Annotated in this window: 13 protein-coding genes; 10 read left to right on the top strand and 3 right to left on the bottom strand. The window is 63.2% G+C overall.

Going from position 1 to position 14,922, the window contains the following annotated elements; all coding sequences use genetic code 11:
* Nucleotides 1-16 precede the first annotated feature (16 nt).
* Both GY791_14340 and GY791_14335 read left to right on the top strand, forming a co-directional pair.
* On the top strand, nt 17-1,375 hold the full coding sequence (locus GY791_14340; protein ID MCP4329603.1) for an FMN-binding glutamate synthase family protein: 1,359 nt from the start codon (nt 17-19) through the stop codon (nt 1,373-1,375).
* 12 nt (nt 1,376-1,387) lie between these two features.
* On the top strand, nt 1,388-1,783 hold the full coding sequence (locus tag GY791_14335; protein ID MCP4329602.1) for a hypothetical protein: 396 nt from the start codon (nt 1,388-1,390) through the stop codon (nt 1,781-1,783).
* 17 nt (nt 1,784-1,800) lie between these two features.
* Here the strand turns inward: GY791_14335 and GY791_14330 are convergent, their stop codons facing one another.
* The gene (locus GY791_14330) at nt 1,801-2,388 is read right to left on the bottom strand and encodes a hypothetical protein (protein ID MCP4329601.1); all 588 of its coding nucleotides are present in this window, start codon (nt 2,386-2,388) and stop codon (nt 1,801-1,803) included.
* A gap of 421 nt (nt 2,389-2,809) precedes the next feature.
* Between GY791_14330 and GY791_14325 the strand changes: the two genes are divergently transcribed.
* The 7 genes from GY791_14325 to glnT all read left to right on the top strand — a co-directional run bounded on the left by GY791_14325 (nt 2,810) and on the right by glnT (nt 12,211).
* On the top strand, nt 2,810-4,165 hold the full coding sequence (locus GY791_14325) for an ammonium transporter (GenBank protein MCP4329600.1): 1,356 nt from the start codon (nt 2,810-2,812) through the stop codon (nt 4,163-4,165).
* Between the two features lie 33 nt (nt 4,166-4,198).
* Nucleotides 4,199-4,432, top strand: a complete 234-nt coding sequence (locus GY791_14320; protein MCP4329599.1) for a hypothetical protein — start codon at nt 4,199-4,201, stop codon at nt 4,430-4,432.
* Nucleotides 4,433-4,566: 134 nt separating this feature from the next.
* Nucleotides 4,567-5,271: a helix-turn-helix domain-containing protein gene (locus GY791_14315; GenBank protein MCP4329598.1), complete on the top strand. Its 705-nt coding sequence runs from the start codon at nt 4,567-4,569 to the stop codon at nt 5,269-5,271.
* 121 nt (nt 5,272-5,392) lie between these two features.
* Nucleotides 5,393-6,304, top strand: coding sequence for an amidophosphoribosyltransferase (locus GY791_14310; GenBank protein ID MCP4329597.1), 912 nt, complete (start codon nt 5,393-5,395; stop codon nt 6,302-6,304).
* On the top strand, nt 6,286-8,250 hold the full coding sequence (locus GY791_14305) for a glutamate synthase (GenBank protein MCP4329596.1): 1,965 nt from the start codon (nt 6,286-6,288) through the stop codon (nt 8,248-8,250). The genes GY791_14310 and GY791_14305 overlap by 19 nt, the downstream gene beginning before the upstream one ends.
* A 1-nt stretch (nt 8,251) precedes the next feature.
* Nucleotides 8,252-10,783, top strand: coding sequence for an FAD-dependent oxidoreductase (locus GY791_14300; protein ID MCP4329595.1), 2,532 nt, complete (start codon nt 8,252-8,254; stop codon nt 10,781-10,783).
* Nucleotides 10,784-10,903: 120 nt separating this feature from the next.
* A complete protein-coding gene (gene glnT / locus GY791_14295) occupies nt 10,904-12,211 on the top strand; it encodes a type III glutamate--ammonia ligase (protein ID MCP4329594.1) in 1,308 nt (435 codons plus the stop codon).
* Between the two features lie 25 nt (nt 12,212-12,236).
* Here the strand turns inward: glnT and GY791_14290 are convergent, their stop codons facing one another.
* Nucleotides 12,237-12,842, bottom strand: a complete 606-nt coding sequence (locus GY791_14290) for a peroxidase-related enzyme (protein MCP4329593.1) — start codon at nt 12,840-12,842, stop codon at nt 12,237-12,239.
* A gap of 82 nt (nt 12,843-12,924) precedes the next feature.
* Nucleotides 12,925-14,103 (bottom strand): hypothetical protein, encoded by a 1,179-nt coding sequence (locus GY791_14285; GenBank protein MCP4329592.1) that lies wholly within the window; start codon nt 14,101-14,103, stop codon nt 12,925-12,927.
* Nucleotides 14,104-14,411: 308 nt separating this feature from the next.
* Here GY791_14285 and GY791_14280 point away from each other — a divergent pair, with 308 nt between their 5' ends.
* Nucleotides 14,412-14,768, top strand: coding sequence for a nuclear transport factor 2 family protein (locus tag GY791_14280; protein ID MCP4329591.1), 357 nt, complete (start codon nt 14,412-14,414; stop codon nt 14,766-14,768).
* Nucleotides 14,769-14,922 lie beyond the last annotated feature (154 nt).

The raw sequence follows: 14,922 nt of genomic DNA, 5'->3' as shown, positions 1-14,922 counted from the left end.
ACAAAGGACGGCACCCATGGCGACGCAAACCGATACCACCAACTCGAAACGCAACCGGGACATTCTCGGACAAAGCAAGATCTTCACGCCCGAGGTCATCGACGATATCCACGTCAAGGCCGAGCTCGGCCGTTACCGCATGCGCGGCTTTTCGCTGTTCAAGAAGATTCCCCATTGGGACGATCTCACCTTCCTGCCCGGAACCTTGACCCGCTTCGTCATCGAGGGCTATCGCGAGAAATGCGAGACTAAGACAGTCATCGGGGCGCGCGCCAAGCGGCCGATGGTGCTCGACATCCCGGTCTATATCACCGGCATGAGCTTCGGCGCCCTTAGCTACGAGGCCAAGACCGCACTAGCCCGTGGCGCCACGATGGCGGGTACTGCCACCTGTTCCGGCGAAGGTGGCATGATCCCCGACGAGCGCCGCTATTCGGTCAAGTGGTTCTATCAGAACATCCAGTCGCGCTATGGCTTCAACCCGCACCATCTGCGGCTCGCCGACGGCTGCGAATTCTTTATCGGCCAGGGCTGCAAGGTCGGCCTCGGCGGCCACCTGATGGGCCAGAAGGTGACCGACCAGGTCGCCGAGATGCGGTCGCTGCCGGCCGGCATCGATCAGCGCTCGCCGGCGCGCCATCCGGATTGGCTCGGACCCGACGACCTGGCGCTCAAGATCGAGGAGATTCGCGAGGCCACCGACTGGCAGATTCCGATCCAGCTCAAGCTCGGCGCGGCCCGCGTCTATGACGACGTTCGCATGGCCGTCAAATGCGATCCCGACAGCATCTATATCGACGGTATGGAAGGCTCGACCGGCGCCGGCCCGCATCTCGCCACCGAAGAGACCGGGGTTCCCGGCATGGCGGCGATCCGTCAGGCGCGGCGCGCCATCGACGACCTCGGCAAGCGCGGCGAGATCTCGCTGATCTATGCCGGCGGCATCCGCAACGGGGGCGATATCGCCAAGGCGCTGGCGCTCGGTGCCGACGCCATTGCGATCGGCCATTCGGCGATGATGGCGCTCAACTGCAACAAGGATATCCCCGAGGCCGACTACGAGAAGGAAATGGGGGTCGAGGCCGGGTTCTGCTACCACTGCCATACCGGGCGCTGCCCGGTCGGGGTGGCGACCCAGGACCCCGTCCTGCGCCAGCGGCTCGATCCCGATGCGGCTGCCGAGCGGGTCTATAACTTCCTCCATACGCTGACCATCGAATGCCAGATGATGGCCCGCGCCTGCGGCAAGACCAACGTCCACTCCCTCGAGCCCGAGGACCTCGCCGCCTTGACCATGGAGGCCTCGGCGATCGCCGGCGTGCCGCTGGCGGGCACCGAATACACCGTCGGCGTCGACGACTATCACCATCTCTAGGAGGACAGCGCCATGACCGACGAGACCCGGGACGATGTCGACCGTTACCTCAAGGGCGACGGCCTCGACAGCGCGCGCGAAAAGGAAATCGGCCAGCACATCGGCTATCGCTACGACGTCAATTTGGTGCCCGATTACGACCGCATCACGCCCTTTCTCACCAAATACCTGGAGGTGATGGGGTGGGACGACCTCAATTGGCTGGAAGACGTACACATGGGCTATGAGGAAGGCCGCCCGGCGGTGTTCGATCGCAACATCAACGGCTGGGTGACCATCCCCGAGGAAATGGAGTTGCCCGACAACCAGCAGGACCGCGACATGGTGGCGCGCGAACTGCTGATCAAGTTCCAAATGTCGCCGAACCACCCGATGGTGGCGTTGAACACGGCCTATCGGAAGTTTTGAAAGACCTTGCCGGTGCCTCAGATTGTGGGCGGATCGGCGGCGGCGGCCGGCCAGTCCGGTTCGAAGGAGAGGATCGAAACGTCGCCGGGCAAAGAGGAGTTGAACAGGCAATTGTGCCAGAACGTCGCCACGAAGGACGGGTCGTCGGCCGCCAGCGCGCCGACCGTGCACGGGATACGGTAATTTTGGTTGAATTGGGCGAATTCAAGAATGCAGGCGCGTTGTTCGACGAGCGTTGCGGCCAGGACCGAACCCGGTCCGAACGCCGCCGTCATGACATCGGAGAATTCCGCCGGATGCTGAAAATAGGTCGACGACAGGATTTCGACGGCGCGCTGATAACGCTGCGCCGGGTCATGGGTGCGCATCACCTGGTAACGGAACAGCGCAATGCTCTCGGCCGGCTCTCGCGGCACGATCAATACCGTGACGGCCGGGGCGAGTTCCTCGCCATCGGCGGCGAGCAGGCGCGGCCGCATGCCGGTGCCCGGTCTGCCGCCGTTATGACGAACCGCGTGCTGGCGAATCCGGCATTGCCAGCCGAGAAAGTGGCGTCGCAGGGCACCGCCGTTGTCGCTGGCCCGTTCGCCTGCCGTTGCACCCATGCTTTCGTCGCGCTCCATTCAAGACTTACCAATTCGTTTATGGCCACGGGTCGGCGCCGGTTCAAGCCTTCCCCCCGCTTCCAATTTGGAATACTATGAAAATTCCATTACTGGCAGACAATAAATGCAGAGAATTCTGCGGGCCCGGGGCAATCCCGGGCCGAAATGGACCGAGATGGTCCCCGCATCCGTGGGGTGCTCCATCTTCCTGCAGACGTACATTCTGGATCGTGTTTTCGGCACCGGGCGCAGCTTGGAGTATTTCCGGGCAGCGTTCCGCGCTGGAGGGTTGCCACAAGAATCAAGGGAAATCCGTCACGCGATTCGGCAGGTGTCGGCGCACTAGAGTGGGCAAGCCGCGGCCCCGCGGCAGCCAGTTCACTCGCGCCGGCGCATCCCAAAACGAACAGGGGGAATTAGAATGGATACCCAAATTGCTGCCTTAACGACGGTTTTCACCGAGTTCTACTATTGGCTCACCGTCGCCTTGATGTTCCTCATCCATGTCGGGTTCTGCATGTATGAGGTCGGTGCGAGCCGACACAAGAACCACATGCACACCCTGATGAAGAACTCGATGCTGATCCCGCTGGTCACCATCACCTGGTTCTTCTTCGGCTGGTGGATCTATTGGGCGGTGCCCGCCGGGCCCGGCATCACCGGTGGTCTCGATCCGGACGGTTTCGCGGCCGATTATGTGGCGTGGAGTCCGTTCATGGGACCGCATCTCGAGGACCGCATCAGCGGCGTCTTCTGGGCCGCGTTCCTGCTGTTTTCGTGGACCGCCGCATCGATCGTTTCGGGCGCGGTGATCGAACGGATTCGTTCCGGCGCGTTCTGGATCCTCGCGGTGATGATCGGCTCGGTAACGTGGGTGATCGACGCCGCCTGGGGCTGGCATTACGGCGGCTGGATGGTCCAGTTGCTGGGCTATCACGACGCCTATGCCTCGGGAGTCATTCATGCCATCGCCGGCGGCACCGCGCTCGGCGCGTTGGTCGTACTCGGGCCGCGGCTCGGCAAGTTCACCAAGGACGGCAAGGCGCTCGACATCACGCCCTACAATCCGTGGCTGGTGTGCCTCGGCCTGTTCCTGATCTATACCGGGTTCTGGGGCTTCTACGTCGCCTGCAACGTGCCGATCATCGACCCGGCCGGGATCGACGGCCAGATTACCGGGACGACGTGGACGGCGACCACCATCTACCTGACGCCGACCACCCTGTCGGGCATCACCTTCAACTTCCTGATGTCTCTCGCAGGCGGCATGCTGGCCGGCTACGTGGTGTCCAAGGGCGATGCCTTCTGGACCTATTCCGGCGGCCTTGCCGGCATCATCACCGCCTCGGCGGGGAACGACCTCTACCACCCGATCCAGGCCATGGTCATCGGTGGTGTCGGTACCTGGCTGATGTACAAGCTGCACTACTGGGTCGAAGCCAAATTCAAGGTCGACGACGCGGTCGGCGCGGTTGCGGTGCACGGCTATGCCGGGTTCATCGGCCTGGTGATCTGCGGCTTCGTGCTGTGGGGCCATCCGTCCTCGCCCTATGAGGGCTATGCCACGATATCGCCGTGGGGCAATACCATCGGCGCCGTCATCATGTTCTGGGTGCTCGGCTTTGTCCCGGCGTGGGTCGTGTGCAAGATCCTCAACGGCATGGGCTTGTTGCGCATCCCGAAACAGGTTGAGCTGATGGGTCTCGACTTCGGTTCCAACATTGTGAGGATGCGGGCCGCAGAAGAGGTCAAGGAAATCGAACGGGCTGCCGCCTGATCGAACCGCTAGAAAAGGAGATCGAAAATGAGAATGTCGACAACCGGTATCGATACTTGGGCAGTGGATCTCGCGACCATCGGCCCGCTCTATCCCTTCCAGGGGACGGAATTCTTCTGGGTCATCCTCGGCGTCGTGCTGTGGCTGGCGTGGCATATCTGGCAGATTCCGTTCGAGAACCGCGAATTCGAAGCGGAAATCGAGAAATACGGAGATACCGAAACGGTTCAAAAAGCCATTGACGACGGTAGATCACCGCCCGCCTAACGTGTAACGGTGGATGCGGTAAAACGAATGCCCCACGCGGGAGGGGTGTGAGGCTAGAGAGCGGGGCTCCGGCTACAGCCGGAGCCCTTCTTTTGTGCGCTTGGCGGGACCCCGCGGTGTCGCTATGGTTGAGGATGGCCCATCGGGCAAGGCCGCAAACGTACCCGGGGCCGGCGCGCGAAGAGGTTCCGGGCGGGGAGGCAGGGGTGAAAAAGAAGACGGGCAAGGCCGCGTATCAGGATCCCCACGCGACCGAGACCTCGACCGAACGCCGCCTCGAGGCTGCCATCGGTCGCGAGGTTCGCGATTTCCGCAGAAACCTCGATATGACGGTGGTCGAGTTGGCGCGCCTGTCGGGGGTGTCGCCGGGCATGCTGTCGAAGATCGAGAACGGCCTCACCTCGCCGTCGCTGGCCACGCTGCAGTCCCTGTCCGAGGCGCTCCACGTGCCCGTCACCGCCTTCTTCCGTAAGTTCGAGGAAGGGCGCGCGGCGACCTTCGTCCGCGCCGGCGAAGGCCTCAAGATCGAGCGCCGCGGGACCCGCGCCGGCCATCAGTACCAATTGCTCGGCCATACCGTGGGCACCGAAGTCGCGGTCGAGCCCTACCTCATCACGCTGACCGAGGAATCGGACGTGTTCCCGGTGTTTCAGCACGAGGGAACCGAGTTCATCTACATGCTTGAAGGCCATATCGGGTACCGCCACGGCGGCCAGATGTACCGCCTGCGGCCGGGGGATTCGCTGTTCTTCGACGCCGACGCCCCGCACGGCCCGGAAGAGTTGGAGAAGCTGCCGATCCGCTTCCTCTCGGTCATCGCCTATCCGCGCAAGGGGTAGGGCTGCCAGACCGCCACATCTTTTCCTAATCGGAAAAAATCTTTCCTTCGATCGATTGCCAAGGCTTCGGCCGTCCGGTAAACTCCGGCCCCCATCAGGACGGCAGTAGGAACCACAGCCAATGTGCGGAATCGCCGGAATTATGTACAAGCACGTCGGCGCCGAGCAACATGCCGGCAAAGCGCTGATCGACATGCTCGACGGGTGCCAGCATCGCGGGCCGGATTCGACCGGTTTCGCGCTTTATGGCCCGGCCGAGCCCGATAAGCTGCGGCTGCGTTTCTTTATCGGCAGCGGCGACGAAGCCGCGCGCGCGGTCGAGCGCATCCGGGTCGCGCTCGCCGAGCAGCAGGCCGAGATCGTCGAGGACGAAATCGTCGGCACCAACTACCGGGCGATCGTCAAGTTCATCGGCGATTTGCAGAAGTTCGCCTATGTCATGGAGCATGCGGCGAAGGTGTTTTCGATCGGCAACAGTCTCGATGTGATCAAGGATATCGGCGGCGCCCATGACGTCGACGAGACCTATCACGTGCATCAGTTCGAGGGCAGCCACGGCCTCGGCCATGTCCGCCTGGCGACCGAATCGGACGTCAAGCCGGAAGCCGCCCATCCGTTTTGGGCCACCGGGTTCGGCGATATCGCGATCGTCCACAACGGCCAGATCACGAACTATTGGAAGATGCGCCGCCGGCTCCAGCGCCGCGGCTTCGAGTTCAACACCGACAACGACAGCGAGCTGATCGCCGTCTATCTGGCCGACAAGCTGTCGCACGGGTTTACGCTTAGGGACGCGCTCAAGACGTCGATCGACGACCTCGACGGAACCTTTTCCTTCCTGGTGTCCACCAAGGACGAAATCGGCTACGCGAAGGACCATCTGGCGGCCAAACCGATGGTGATGTACGAGACCGATGGCCTGATCGCCATCGCCTCCGAGGAGGTGTCGCTCAATCGCCTGTTCCCGGGACAGGCTTTGGATACCACCGAGCCCCCGCCAGGAACCTACAATACATGGTCACGATCGACTTAGCGCAGCTCCCCGTCCGCGACGCCAATGAACTGATTCGGGACTACGGCGAAAAGGGCGAGGACATCGAGCTCATCAACCCGGATGCGCGCCACCATCTGGGGGTCGGGCTGACGTCCGATGTCACCGTCCACATCCGCGGCTCGGCGGGCTATTTCTGCGCCGGCCTGACCGACGGGCCGCGCTTCATCGTCGACAACAATGTCGGCTGGGGGCTAGCCGACAACATGTACCGCGGCTCCATCGTCGTCGGCGGCAACGCCAGCGCCATCGCCGGCGTCGCCATCCGCGGCGCCGAGGTCGTCATCAAGGGCAATATGGGCTCACGGGCCGGCCAGGTGATGAAAGAAGGCACCCTGTGCTGCGCCGGCAATGCGAATTTCATGGCCGGTTACATGATGTATGGCGGCCGCATCATCATCCTCGGCGATTCCGGCGAGCGGGTCGGCGAAGACATGACCGCAGGCGATATCTATGTCGCCGGGCGGGTGCAGTCGCTGGGCTCCGACGCCGAACTCACCGATCTGCCGGCCGACGAACTCGATAGCATCCGGGAATTCCTCGACCGCTACGAGATCTCCGTCACCGGGACGTTCCAGAAAATCGTCAACGCCGGCAAGCGCCTGCGCTATCCGACCAGCGAGCGCCAGATGCGGCCGATCCCTTTCTTCACGTTTTCCGGCAAGTCCGACTATTGGAACCGCAAAGTGCAGGAGGACGTCCACATCAAGGCCCAGATCGGCCGCTACCGGATCCGCGGCTATGGCGGCGCCCGGCCGTTGCCGCACCTCTCCGATCTCGCCTTCCGCAAGGACCTGTCTCAAGCCGGGAACGATCCCGACGTCGTGTCAAAGGTCGCGATGGCGACCGAGATCGGCGGCCTGAACGGGGCCACGCCGCTGCGGCTGACGATGCCGGTGATGATCGCGCCGATGAGCTACGGCGCGCTCAGCGCGTCGACCAAGAGCGCTATCGGCATGGCTTCGACGCTCTCCGGGATCGCCGAGAATACCGGCGAGGGCGGCATGAGCAACGCCCAGCGCGATGCCGCCGAGCAGCTGATCTTTCAATGCCTCGGTGGCCGGTTGGGCTGGAACATCCATGACATGAAGCGGGCCAACGGCCTCGAAATTTATATCTCGCAGGGTGCCAAGCCCGGCTTCGGCGGCCAGCTGATGGCCAAGAAAGTGACCAAGGAGTTGGCGCGTATCCGCGGCATTCCCCATGGCATCGACTTGCGCTCGCCGTCGCGCCATCCCGACATTCTCGGCGCCGACGACCTGGTCATCAAGGTCGAGGAATTCCGCGAGGCGACCGGCTACCGACTCCCGGTCAGTGTCAAGATGGGTGCCGGCCGCGTCCGCGACGACATCAAGATCGCGGCCAAGGACGGCTTCGACTTCATCGAACTCGACGGCATGCAGGGCTCGACCGGCGCGGGCAGCGCCGAGGTCCTGGAATATGTCGGGATCCCGACGCTGGCGGCGATTATCGAGGCCGAAGAGGCGCTGGCCGAAATCGGCAGCCGCGACAAGGTCGAGATCGTGCTGATGGGCGGTATTCGCGACGGCATCGACGGCGTCAAGGCGCTCTGTCTCGGCGCCGACGCCTTCGCCATGGGCACCTCGATCATCATCGCCGGCGGTTGCATCGCCTGCATGCAGTGCCATGTCGGCCAGTGCGTCACCGGCATCGCGACCCAGGATCCGGAACACGAGAAGCGCTACAACGTCCCGGTCGAGGCCGAGAATATTCACCGCTTTCTCGAAGCGGTGCGGTTCCAGGTCGCGACGATCACCCGCGCGCTCGGCCACGATGACGTGAGCCAGTTGTCGCGCGACGACCTCGTCGCCTTGACGCCGGAGGCCGCCGCCATCACCGGCCTGCCTTACGAGCCCGAGCACCGCGACCACGACGAAGACCTCGAAATCCGCATGGAGGCGGTGTGACATGGCCGAGGTCTATGACATCAACCGCATCGCCGTACCCGACGCGCCGCCGGATTACGAGGACGATACCCGCGACGTCCACTATGTCCCGGCGCCATGCCAGGTCGCCTGCCCGGTGGGCACCGACGCGCCGTCCTATATCGCTTATATCTGGGAAGAGAATTGGGAGCAGGCGTTCGAGGCGATCACCGCGACCAACCCGTTCAGCTCGATCTGCGGGCGGGTCTGCGATGCGCCCTGCGAGCCGGCTTGCCGTCGCGTCGACAGCGACGGGCCGGTGGCGATTCGCAATCTCAAGCGCACGGTCATGGACCGTCTCGGCAAGGATCACCATCTGCCCGCGGTGGCGGTTACCAGGCCGGAGACCATTGGCATCGTCGGCGGCGGCCCCGCCGGTCTGACCGCCGCGCACGATCTGGCGGTCGCCGGGTTCGAGGTCCATGTCTACGAGATGTCGGACCGCCTCGGCGGCATGATGGTGTGGGGCATTCCCGCATTTCGCCTGCCGGTGGGCACGATCGAGGAAGACCTCGACCGGCTGTTCGGCCGCTGCCCCGGCATAAAGACCCATCTGAATTGCGCCTTCGGCACCGACGTTACCTTCGACGACCTGAAGGCACGGCACGACGCGGTGCTGATGACCATCGGTGCCTGGTGGGGCAAGCCGATGAGCATCCCCGGCGAAGACGATCCGCGGGTCATCGACGGCGTCGGCTTCCTGCGCCGGGTCAACGGCGGCGAGCGCCCGACCCTGCCGGAGACGGTGTTGGTCGTCGGTGGCGGTGATGTCGCCATGGACGCCTGCCGCGTCGCCAAGCGATTGCCGGGCTGCAAGGAGGTCAAGGTCATCTACCGCCGCGGTCCCGACGAGATCCCGGCCCGCCGCGATGAGCTCGATGGCGCGATCAAGGAAGACGTCGAATTCGTCTACAACACCCAGCAGGTCGAAATCGTCCCCCACGGCGACGAAATCGCCTTGCGCTGCGTCCAGACGACCTTGGGCGAGCCCGATGAGGACGGCCGCCGCCGTCCGGTCGAGGTGCCCCGGACCGAGCACGACCTCCCCTGTGGCATGGTCATCGCGGCGGTCGGCCAGAAAGCGATCTGCGACGATCTCGACACTCGCGGCATGATGGCCGGCGACCGCATCAAGTCCGACTTCGGTGGCATGCGTACTGCCGACCCCAAGGTCTTCGCCGCCGGCGACGGGGCGTTCGGCGGTTCGACCATCGTCATGGCGATGAACCATGGCCAGCGCGCCGCCTACTACATCAAGGCCTTCCTCGACCAAGTCGAAAACCCGATGCCCTACCGCACGCCCTATCGGACGCGGCGGGTGCCGGTTGCGCAGGACATCATGTGGGAGCGATTCCCGCGCCAGGAGCAGGCGTTCCATGGCCTTGGAGAAAATCCGGTAGCCTTTCCCGAGATCGAATCCGCCTATCCGCTGGATGTCGCCAAGGCCGAGGCGGCGCGCTGCTACCGATGCGACGCCGAAACCGGGTCGACCGACTATTCGGTGCGCCACCGCGAGGACATCTTCTCGATGGCCCGAATCAACCCGGTCGACGTCGCCAAGAACCGGGCCATGCTGCGTCACCGCCTGGTGCCGCGGGAGAACCCATTCCCCGCCGATCGCTCGGCGACGCTCGACGACCTGGTGTTCCTGCCGGCAAACCTGTCGCGCTTGGTGATCGATCCCTATCGCGAGGCGTGCCGGCTGTCGGCGGACCTCGCCGGCCGGCTGCCGCTCGCCCATCCATTCTTCGTCGCTGGGTTCGACGCGGCACCGGAAGAGATTCGACGCGATGTCGCCCGCGGACTCGTCATTGCCGAGTGCGGCTATGTCGGGCGGACGCGGTTGGGCGATGCGTCGCCGTGGCTTCAGCTCGTCCGTCCCGGCGCGGATACCCCCGATGAAAACGCCGACGGCATCATAGTCGTCGATGCGGAGGATGATTGGGACGCGGTAGGCGGCTGTCGTCAACGCGAGGACCAACTCTTGGGATTGGCGGTTTCGTCGCCGGGTGCGCTCGAAGTCGCAATTCCGCGCGCGTTCGAGGCGGGGTGCGATCTGCTGATGCTCGACGGCACCGGAGACCTCTGCGGCTCCTGGCCCGAGCTCCGAAGCGCGCCCGATTTGCGCATCCTGCGCGACGCGATCCGGGTTCTTCGGGCACTCAACCGCGAGGAAGAACTCGAGATCGTCTATTTCGGCGGCGTGCGCTCGGGCACCGATGCGGCCAAGATCATTGCCCTCGGCGCCAATGCGGTGGTGCTCGGCGTGCCCGTCGGGCTTGGCGTCGGCGGAGAAATCACCGCCGATCACGACCTGCGATTTGCCGCCGACTATTCCGATGCCGACCGCGTCGATGCGGTGGCCAACATTGTCAAGGCCAGTGGCGGCGAGGCGTCGATGATGGCGCGCTGCACCGGTAAGACCGACGTCCACAACCTAGAGCCCGAGGACATGCGGGCGATCACCTTGGCGACCGCGGACGCTACCGGCATTCCTTTGGTCGGCAAACATTGACGGGGCCGCTGATGCGGTCGCCCACGCGCGGATCAATATCGCGGTTGCCGACGGGTCGGTGACCGCGTCACAATGATCGCCGACAACCGATGGCGGCGCATAGGACACAGGGGGACAACCATGGCAGTTAATCTGGGACAGGTCGCAAAGACCAAGAAGATCAAATATTTCCTCGTCAGCTTCGTCGACTTGTTCGGCGTCCTGCGGGCCAAGCTGGTGCCGGCGCGGGCGATCGCCGGCATGCAGAAGGCCGGTGCCGGGTTCGCCGGTTTCGCGGCCTGGCTCGATATGACGCCGGCCCATCCCGACATGTTCGGCGTGCCCGACCCCGACAGCCTGATCCAGTTGCCGTGGAAGCCCGAGGTCGGGTGGCTGGCCGCCGATCTCTACATGGACGGTGTTCAGGTCGAGGCCTCGCCGCGCGTCATGCTCAAGCGCCAGCTCGAGCGCGCGGCAAAGAAAGGCTACCGCCTCAAGACCGGGATCGAGGCGGAATATTTCCTCATCGATCCCGCCGGCGACCGCATCTCCGATCCGCACGACACGCAGGAAAAGCCGTGTTACGACCAATCCGCGCTGATGCGCCGCTACGACGTCATCTCCGAAATCTGCGATTCAATGATCGAAATGGGGTGGTCGCCCTACCAAAACGACCACGAGGACGCCAACGGCCAGTTCGAACTGAACTGGGATTACGATGACGCGCTCAAGACCGCCGACCGGCATACCTTCTTCAAGTTCATGGTCAAGTCGATCGCCGAGAAGAACGACCTGCGCGCCACCTTCATGCCCAAACCGTTCCTCAACCTGACCGGCAACGGTTGTCATTGCCATGCGTCGATCTGGGACAATCCCGGCAAGAAGAACCTGTTCCACGATCGCAAGGACGAGATGGGCCTGTCGAAGCTGGCCTATCACTTCCTCGGCGGCGTGCTGAACTCGACCGAGGCGCTGTGTTCGATCTTCAACCCGACGGTCAACAGCTACAAGCGGATCAACGCCCCGGTGACGCTTTCGGGCGCGACCTGGTCGCCGAATACGGTGACCTACGGCGGCAACAACCGCACCCACATGGTGCGCATTCCCGATCCCGGCCGGTTCGAGTTCCGGCTCATGGACGGCGCCGCCAATCCGTATTTGCTGCAAGCCGGTTTGCTGGCTACCGGCCTCGACGGGATCGAGAACAAGCGCGATCCGGGCAAGCGCCTCGATATCAACATGTATACCGAAGCCCACAAGGCGCGGGGGGCGAAGAAACTGCCGCTCAACTTGCTCGACGCACTGCGGTTGACAGCCAAGAGCAAGACGCTGCGCGAGACCATGGGTGCGGACAACATCGACAGCTACGTCAAGCTGAAGATGGGCGAGTGGGATCGTTATAGCCGCCACCTCAGCCAGTGGGAGCGCGACCACACCCTCGACGTGTAGGTGGAGGACTTGCCGCCGGGTAGGGCTAGCGGTGGCTCCAATCGTTGGGGTCGTCGGACGCATGTGGCGACAGGCCGAGGGTGTCGCCGTCGGTGGTGATGCCGAGGCCGAGCACGGTGCGGTTGGCGTAGGCGAAATAGGCGACAACCTGATTGATTTCCAAGATCTCGCCGTCGTCGAAGCCGGACGACCGTAGATCCTCGATCGAGCTTTCGGCCATCGTCGCCGGGGCCACGGTCAGGCAGCGCGCGTAATGCAGGGCGGCCAGGTCGCGGCCGGTGAAGGCCAATTCCGGCCTGTCGGCCTCCAACGCGTCGCGGGCCGCCGCCGCCCGGCCGGCGTCTTCCAACAGGCGCGTCAGGCCGGCGAAATGGTGCTCGACGCAGTAGGCGCAGCCGTTGAGCAGGCTGACATAGACGCCAATGCTTTCGACCAGCACCTTGGGCAGCGTGTTGCCGCCGTGGTGGAGGACGTATTTGTACAGCGTCATATGGCCGTCGAGCGTGTGCGGCCGGAGGCTGTGGGCAGTCATGATATTGTCGACATGGCCGTCGGCACCCTTGATGCGATCGTAGGTCTTGCGCAGGCGCGCCGAGGCCTCGTCAGGGGATATGGTGCGAATCCAGGTCATCGCTCGGCTCATTCATTCGTGGATCAGCGCGATCATCGCCGACCCCGGGCCGAAAGGCCATGGCCCAAAGCATTCCGGACGGTTATTCGCCGCAGCCGAGACAAAGATCGAATTCGTACGCCAACAGGAGTCCGACGATGAAATTGTCGACATCGTCCTCGCGATTCCATGCCCATCCGGCATCGGCGGCGAGCCCGAAATCGAACAAATAGCCGCCGCTGACCTGCAGCAACACGTCGTCCACATCGGGCATGCCGCTTGTCGACGTCGTACGTCCGGTATAGGAGACAGCGCCGTTCCATTGGTCATATCCGACGCCGATTCCAGCCGTGACATAGTAACGGTCCTGGCCCCAGACGCCGTCGGCGTTCTCGAAATAGACGCCCTCGACGATCGGCGTCACCTCGATCCCATCGCCGATTTCGCCGGTCCAGTTCAGACCGAGCACGTAGCCAATCTCGGTGTCCTCGCCGGGCTGGCTTACGTCCTGATAGGCGAATCCCGCGTGGTACGCAAAACCGTCGAGCCCTGGAATCTCGGCGCCGTCGAGCGCCAGCACGAATGATGACAGGTCGCCGGTGTTGCTCGGCCCACCGTCCGACACGTGGGTGCGGCCACGGTTGGTAAAGGCCGATTCGCTGAGGATGGTGTTGTCGAGGAAGAAGGTGCTGCCGGAAAAAGTGTGTTTGCCAATGTGGCTGCCATCGAGCGTGATCGAGCCGCCGAAACCGATGCGCTCGGTCAGTTCGTAATCCTCGGCGAAGTCGACACCGTAGATACCCGGCGCCAGATCCCAGGCGGTGCCGAAATCGGGTGTGAATTTGCCGCCGACGGCACCGAACCATTCTCCTTCATAATTCAGAGAAAGGACCTCGACGAAGAGACCTTCGTCGCCGAAGTACCGGTCTTCGAATGGCGCTGGATCGAACACCGGTTCCGCCACCCCCGCGGCCTCGATGAACAGGCCGGGCAACAGATGAATGGCGATGACAGGCTCGATGGTTGTGAACAGGTCGTTGATTTCGGCGCCCGGATCGTCCGAATGGTAAGTATGGTCGTTTTGAATTTCGACGAGGACACCGAAGTCGACATACGGATAGGTCCGGCTCGGCTCGGTCGTCTCCTCGAGGACATCCTCGACATCCTCTTGACGGAAAATTTCTTCGCCGTTTTGCGCTGCCCCGCCGACGGGCCAATACAGGACGGCGAATAGGGTCGATAGGGAAAGCGCGAATGCTCGCCGACGGCATGAGAACTTCATTCGATAGCTCCACTGATTCATTTCGCGCACTAGCGTCGACCTCCACGGTCGGCCGTCAGCGATACCCTGGTTGATTGAAGCATTTCAATTAGTTGTTATTGCGCATGATACGCATTCTAAATAAATGAACGGCACGTTGGCAATGCCGTCACCATGATCGCCGTCTGTCGTGCGCACTTGGTCCGGGCTATCGACCGGGTTAATCGGATTCGCCAATGGCACCGCGGTCTCCCGCGATCGGGGCGTGCTGTGTTAAAAGGCAACCTGAGGAAAGCAATTGCACCAGAGGCGGGTGGAGATTGAACGCCGTGCCGCAGCAAGACTATCTCGAACTGGCGCGGACCTATGTCGCGCGTTCCAATGCCCACGATCTGTCCGCGATACTGCCGATGTTCGATAGCGGTGCGGTTTACCGTTCGTCGCGGGTCGGAGAGCATGTTGGGCGCGAAGCCATCGGAGCCATGATGGGGAGCTTCTTCGAGCGGTTCCCGGATGTGGTCTGGAAGGTTCCGACCTACGGCGAAACGGGACCCCGCACAATCGGCTTTGGCTTCGTCATGCGGGCGACGGACCAAGATAGCGGCGAGTCCATCAAGGTCCATGGCCACGAGCGCATTGAGTTCACGCGCGACGGCTTGATCGACGCTATCGACGTCGCCACGTGAATCTTGCGGCGTCGGCCGATCGCGGTGACAACGCCGTGCGATCAAGCTAGAGCATTATGTGTCCATGTAGAACCATTCTGCCGGAGGCATTTCTTGCCATGACCAGGAAGGCGCCGAACAGCGTATCCGGTATACGGTCGAGGCGGTTGACGCC

The organism is Alphaproteobacteria bacterium, from assembly GCA_024244705.1.
Classification (GTDB): Bacteria; Pseudomonadota; Alphaproteobacteria; order JAAEOK01; family JAAEOK01; genus JAAEOK01.
This window is presented reverse-complemented; position numbering and strand designations above follow the sequence as displayed.

What these genes read in the sequence shown, in the direction of transcription:
- GY791_14340 (MCP4329603.1), top strand. Translation starts at nt 17, where the DNA reads ATGGCGACGCAAACCGATACCACCAACTCGAAACGCAACCGGGACATT.
- GY791_14335 (MCP4329602.1), top strand. Translation starts at nt 1,388, where the DNA reads ATGACCGACGAGACCCGGGACGATGTCGACCGTTACCTCAAGGGCGAC.
- GY791_14330 (MCP4329601.1), bottom strand. Translation starts at nt 2,388, where the DNA reads ATGGGTGCAACGGCAGGCGAACGGGCCAGCGACAACGGCGGTGCCCTG.
- GY791_14325 (MCP4329600.1), top strand. Translation starts at nt 2,810, where the DNA reads ATGGATACCCAAATTGCTGCCTTAACGACGGTTTTCACCGAGTTCTAC.
- GY791_14320 (MCP4329599.1), top strand. Translation starts at nt 4,199, where the DNA reads ATGTCGACAACCGGTATCGATACTTGGGCAGTGGATCTCGCGACCATC.
- GY791_14315 (MCP4329598.1), top strand. Translation starts at nt 4,567, where the DNA reads ATGGCCCATCGGGCAAGGCCGCAAACGTACCCGGGGCCGGCGCGCGAA.
- GY791_14310 (MCP4329597.1), top strand. Translation starts at nt 5,393, where the DNA reads ATGTGCGGAATCGCCGGAATTATGTACAAGCACGTCGGCGCCGAGCAA.
- GY791_14305 (MCP4329596.1), top strand. Translation starts at nt 6,286, where the DNA reads ATGGTCACGATCGACTTAGCGCAGCTCCCCGTCCGCGACGCCAATGAA.
- GY791_14300 (MCP4329595.1), top strand. Translation starts at nt 8,252, where the DNA reads ATGGCCGAGGTCTATGACATCAACCGCATCGCCGTACCCGACGCGCCG.
- glnT (MCP4329594.1), top strand. Translation starts at nt 10,904, where the DNA reads ATGGCAGTTAATCTGGGACAGGTCGCAAAGACCAAGAAGATCAAATAT.
- GY791_14290 (MCP4329593.1), bottom strand. Translation starts at nt 12,842, where the DNA reads ATGACCTGGATTCGCACCATATCCCCTGACGAGGCCTCGGCGCGCCTG.
- GY791_14285 (MCP4329592.1), bottom strand. Translation starts at nt 14,103, where the DNA reads ATGAAGTTCTCATGCCGTCGGCGAGCATTCGCGCTTTCCCTATCGACC.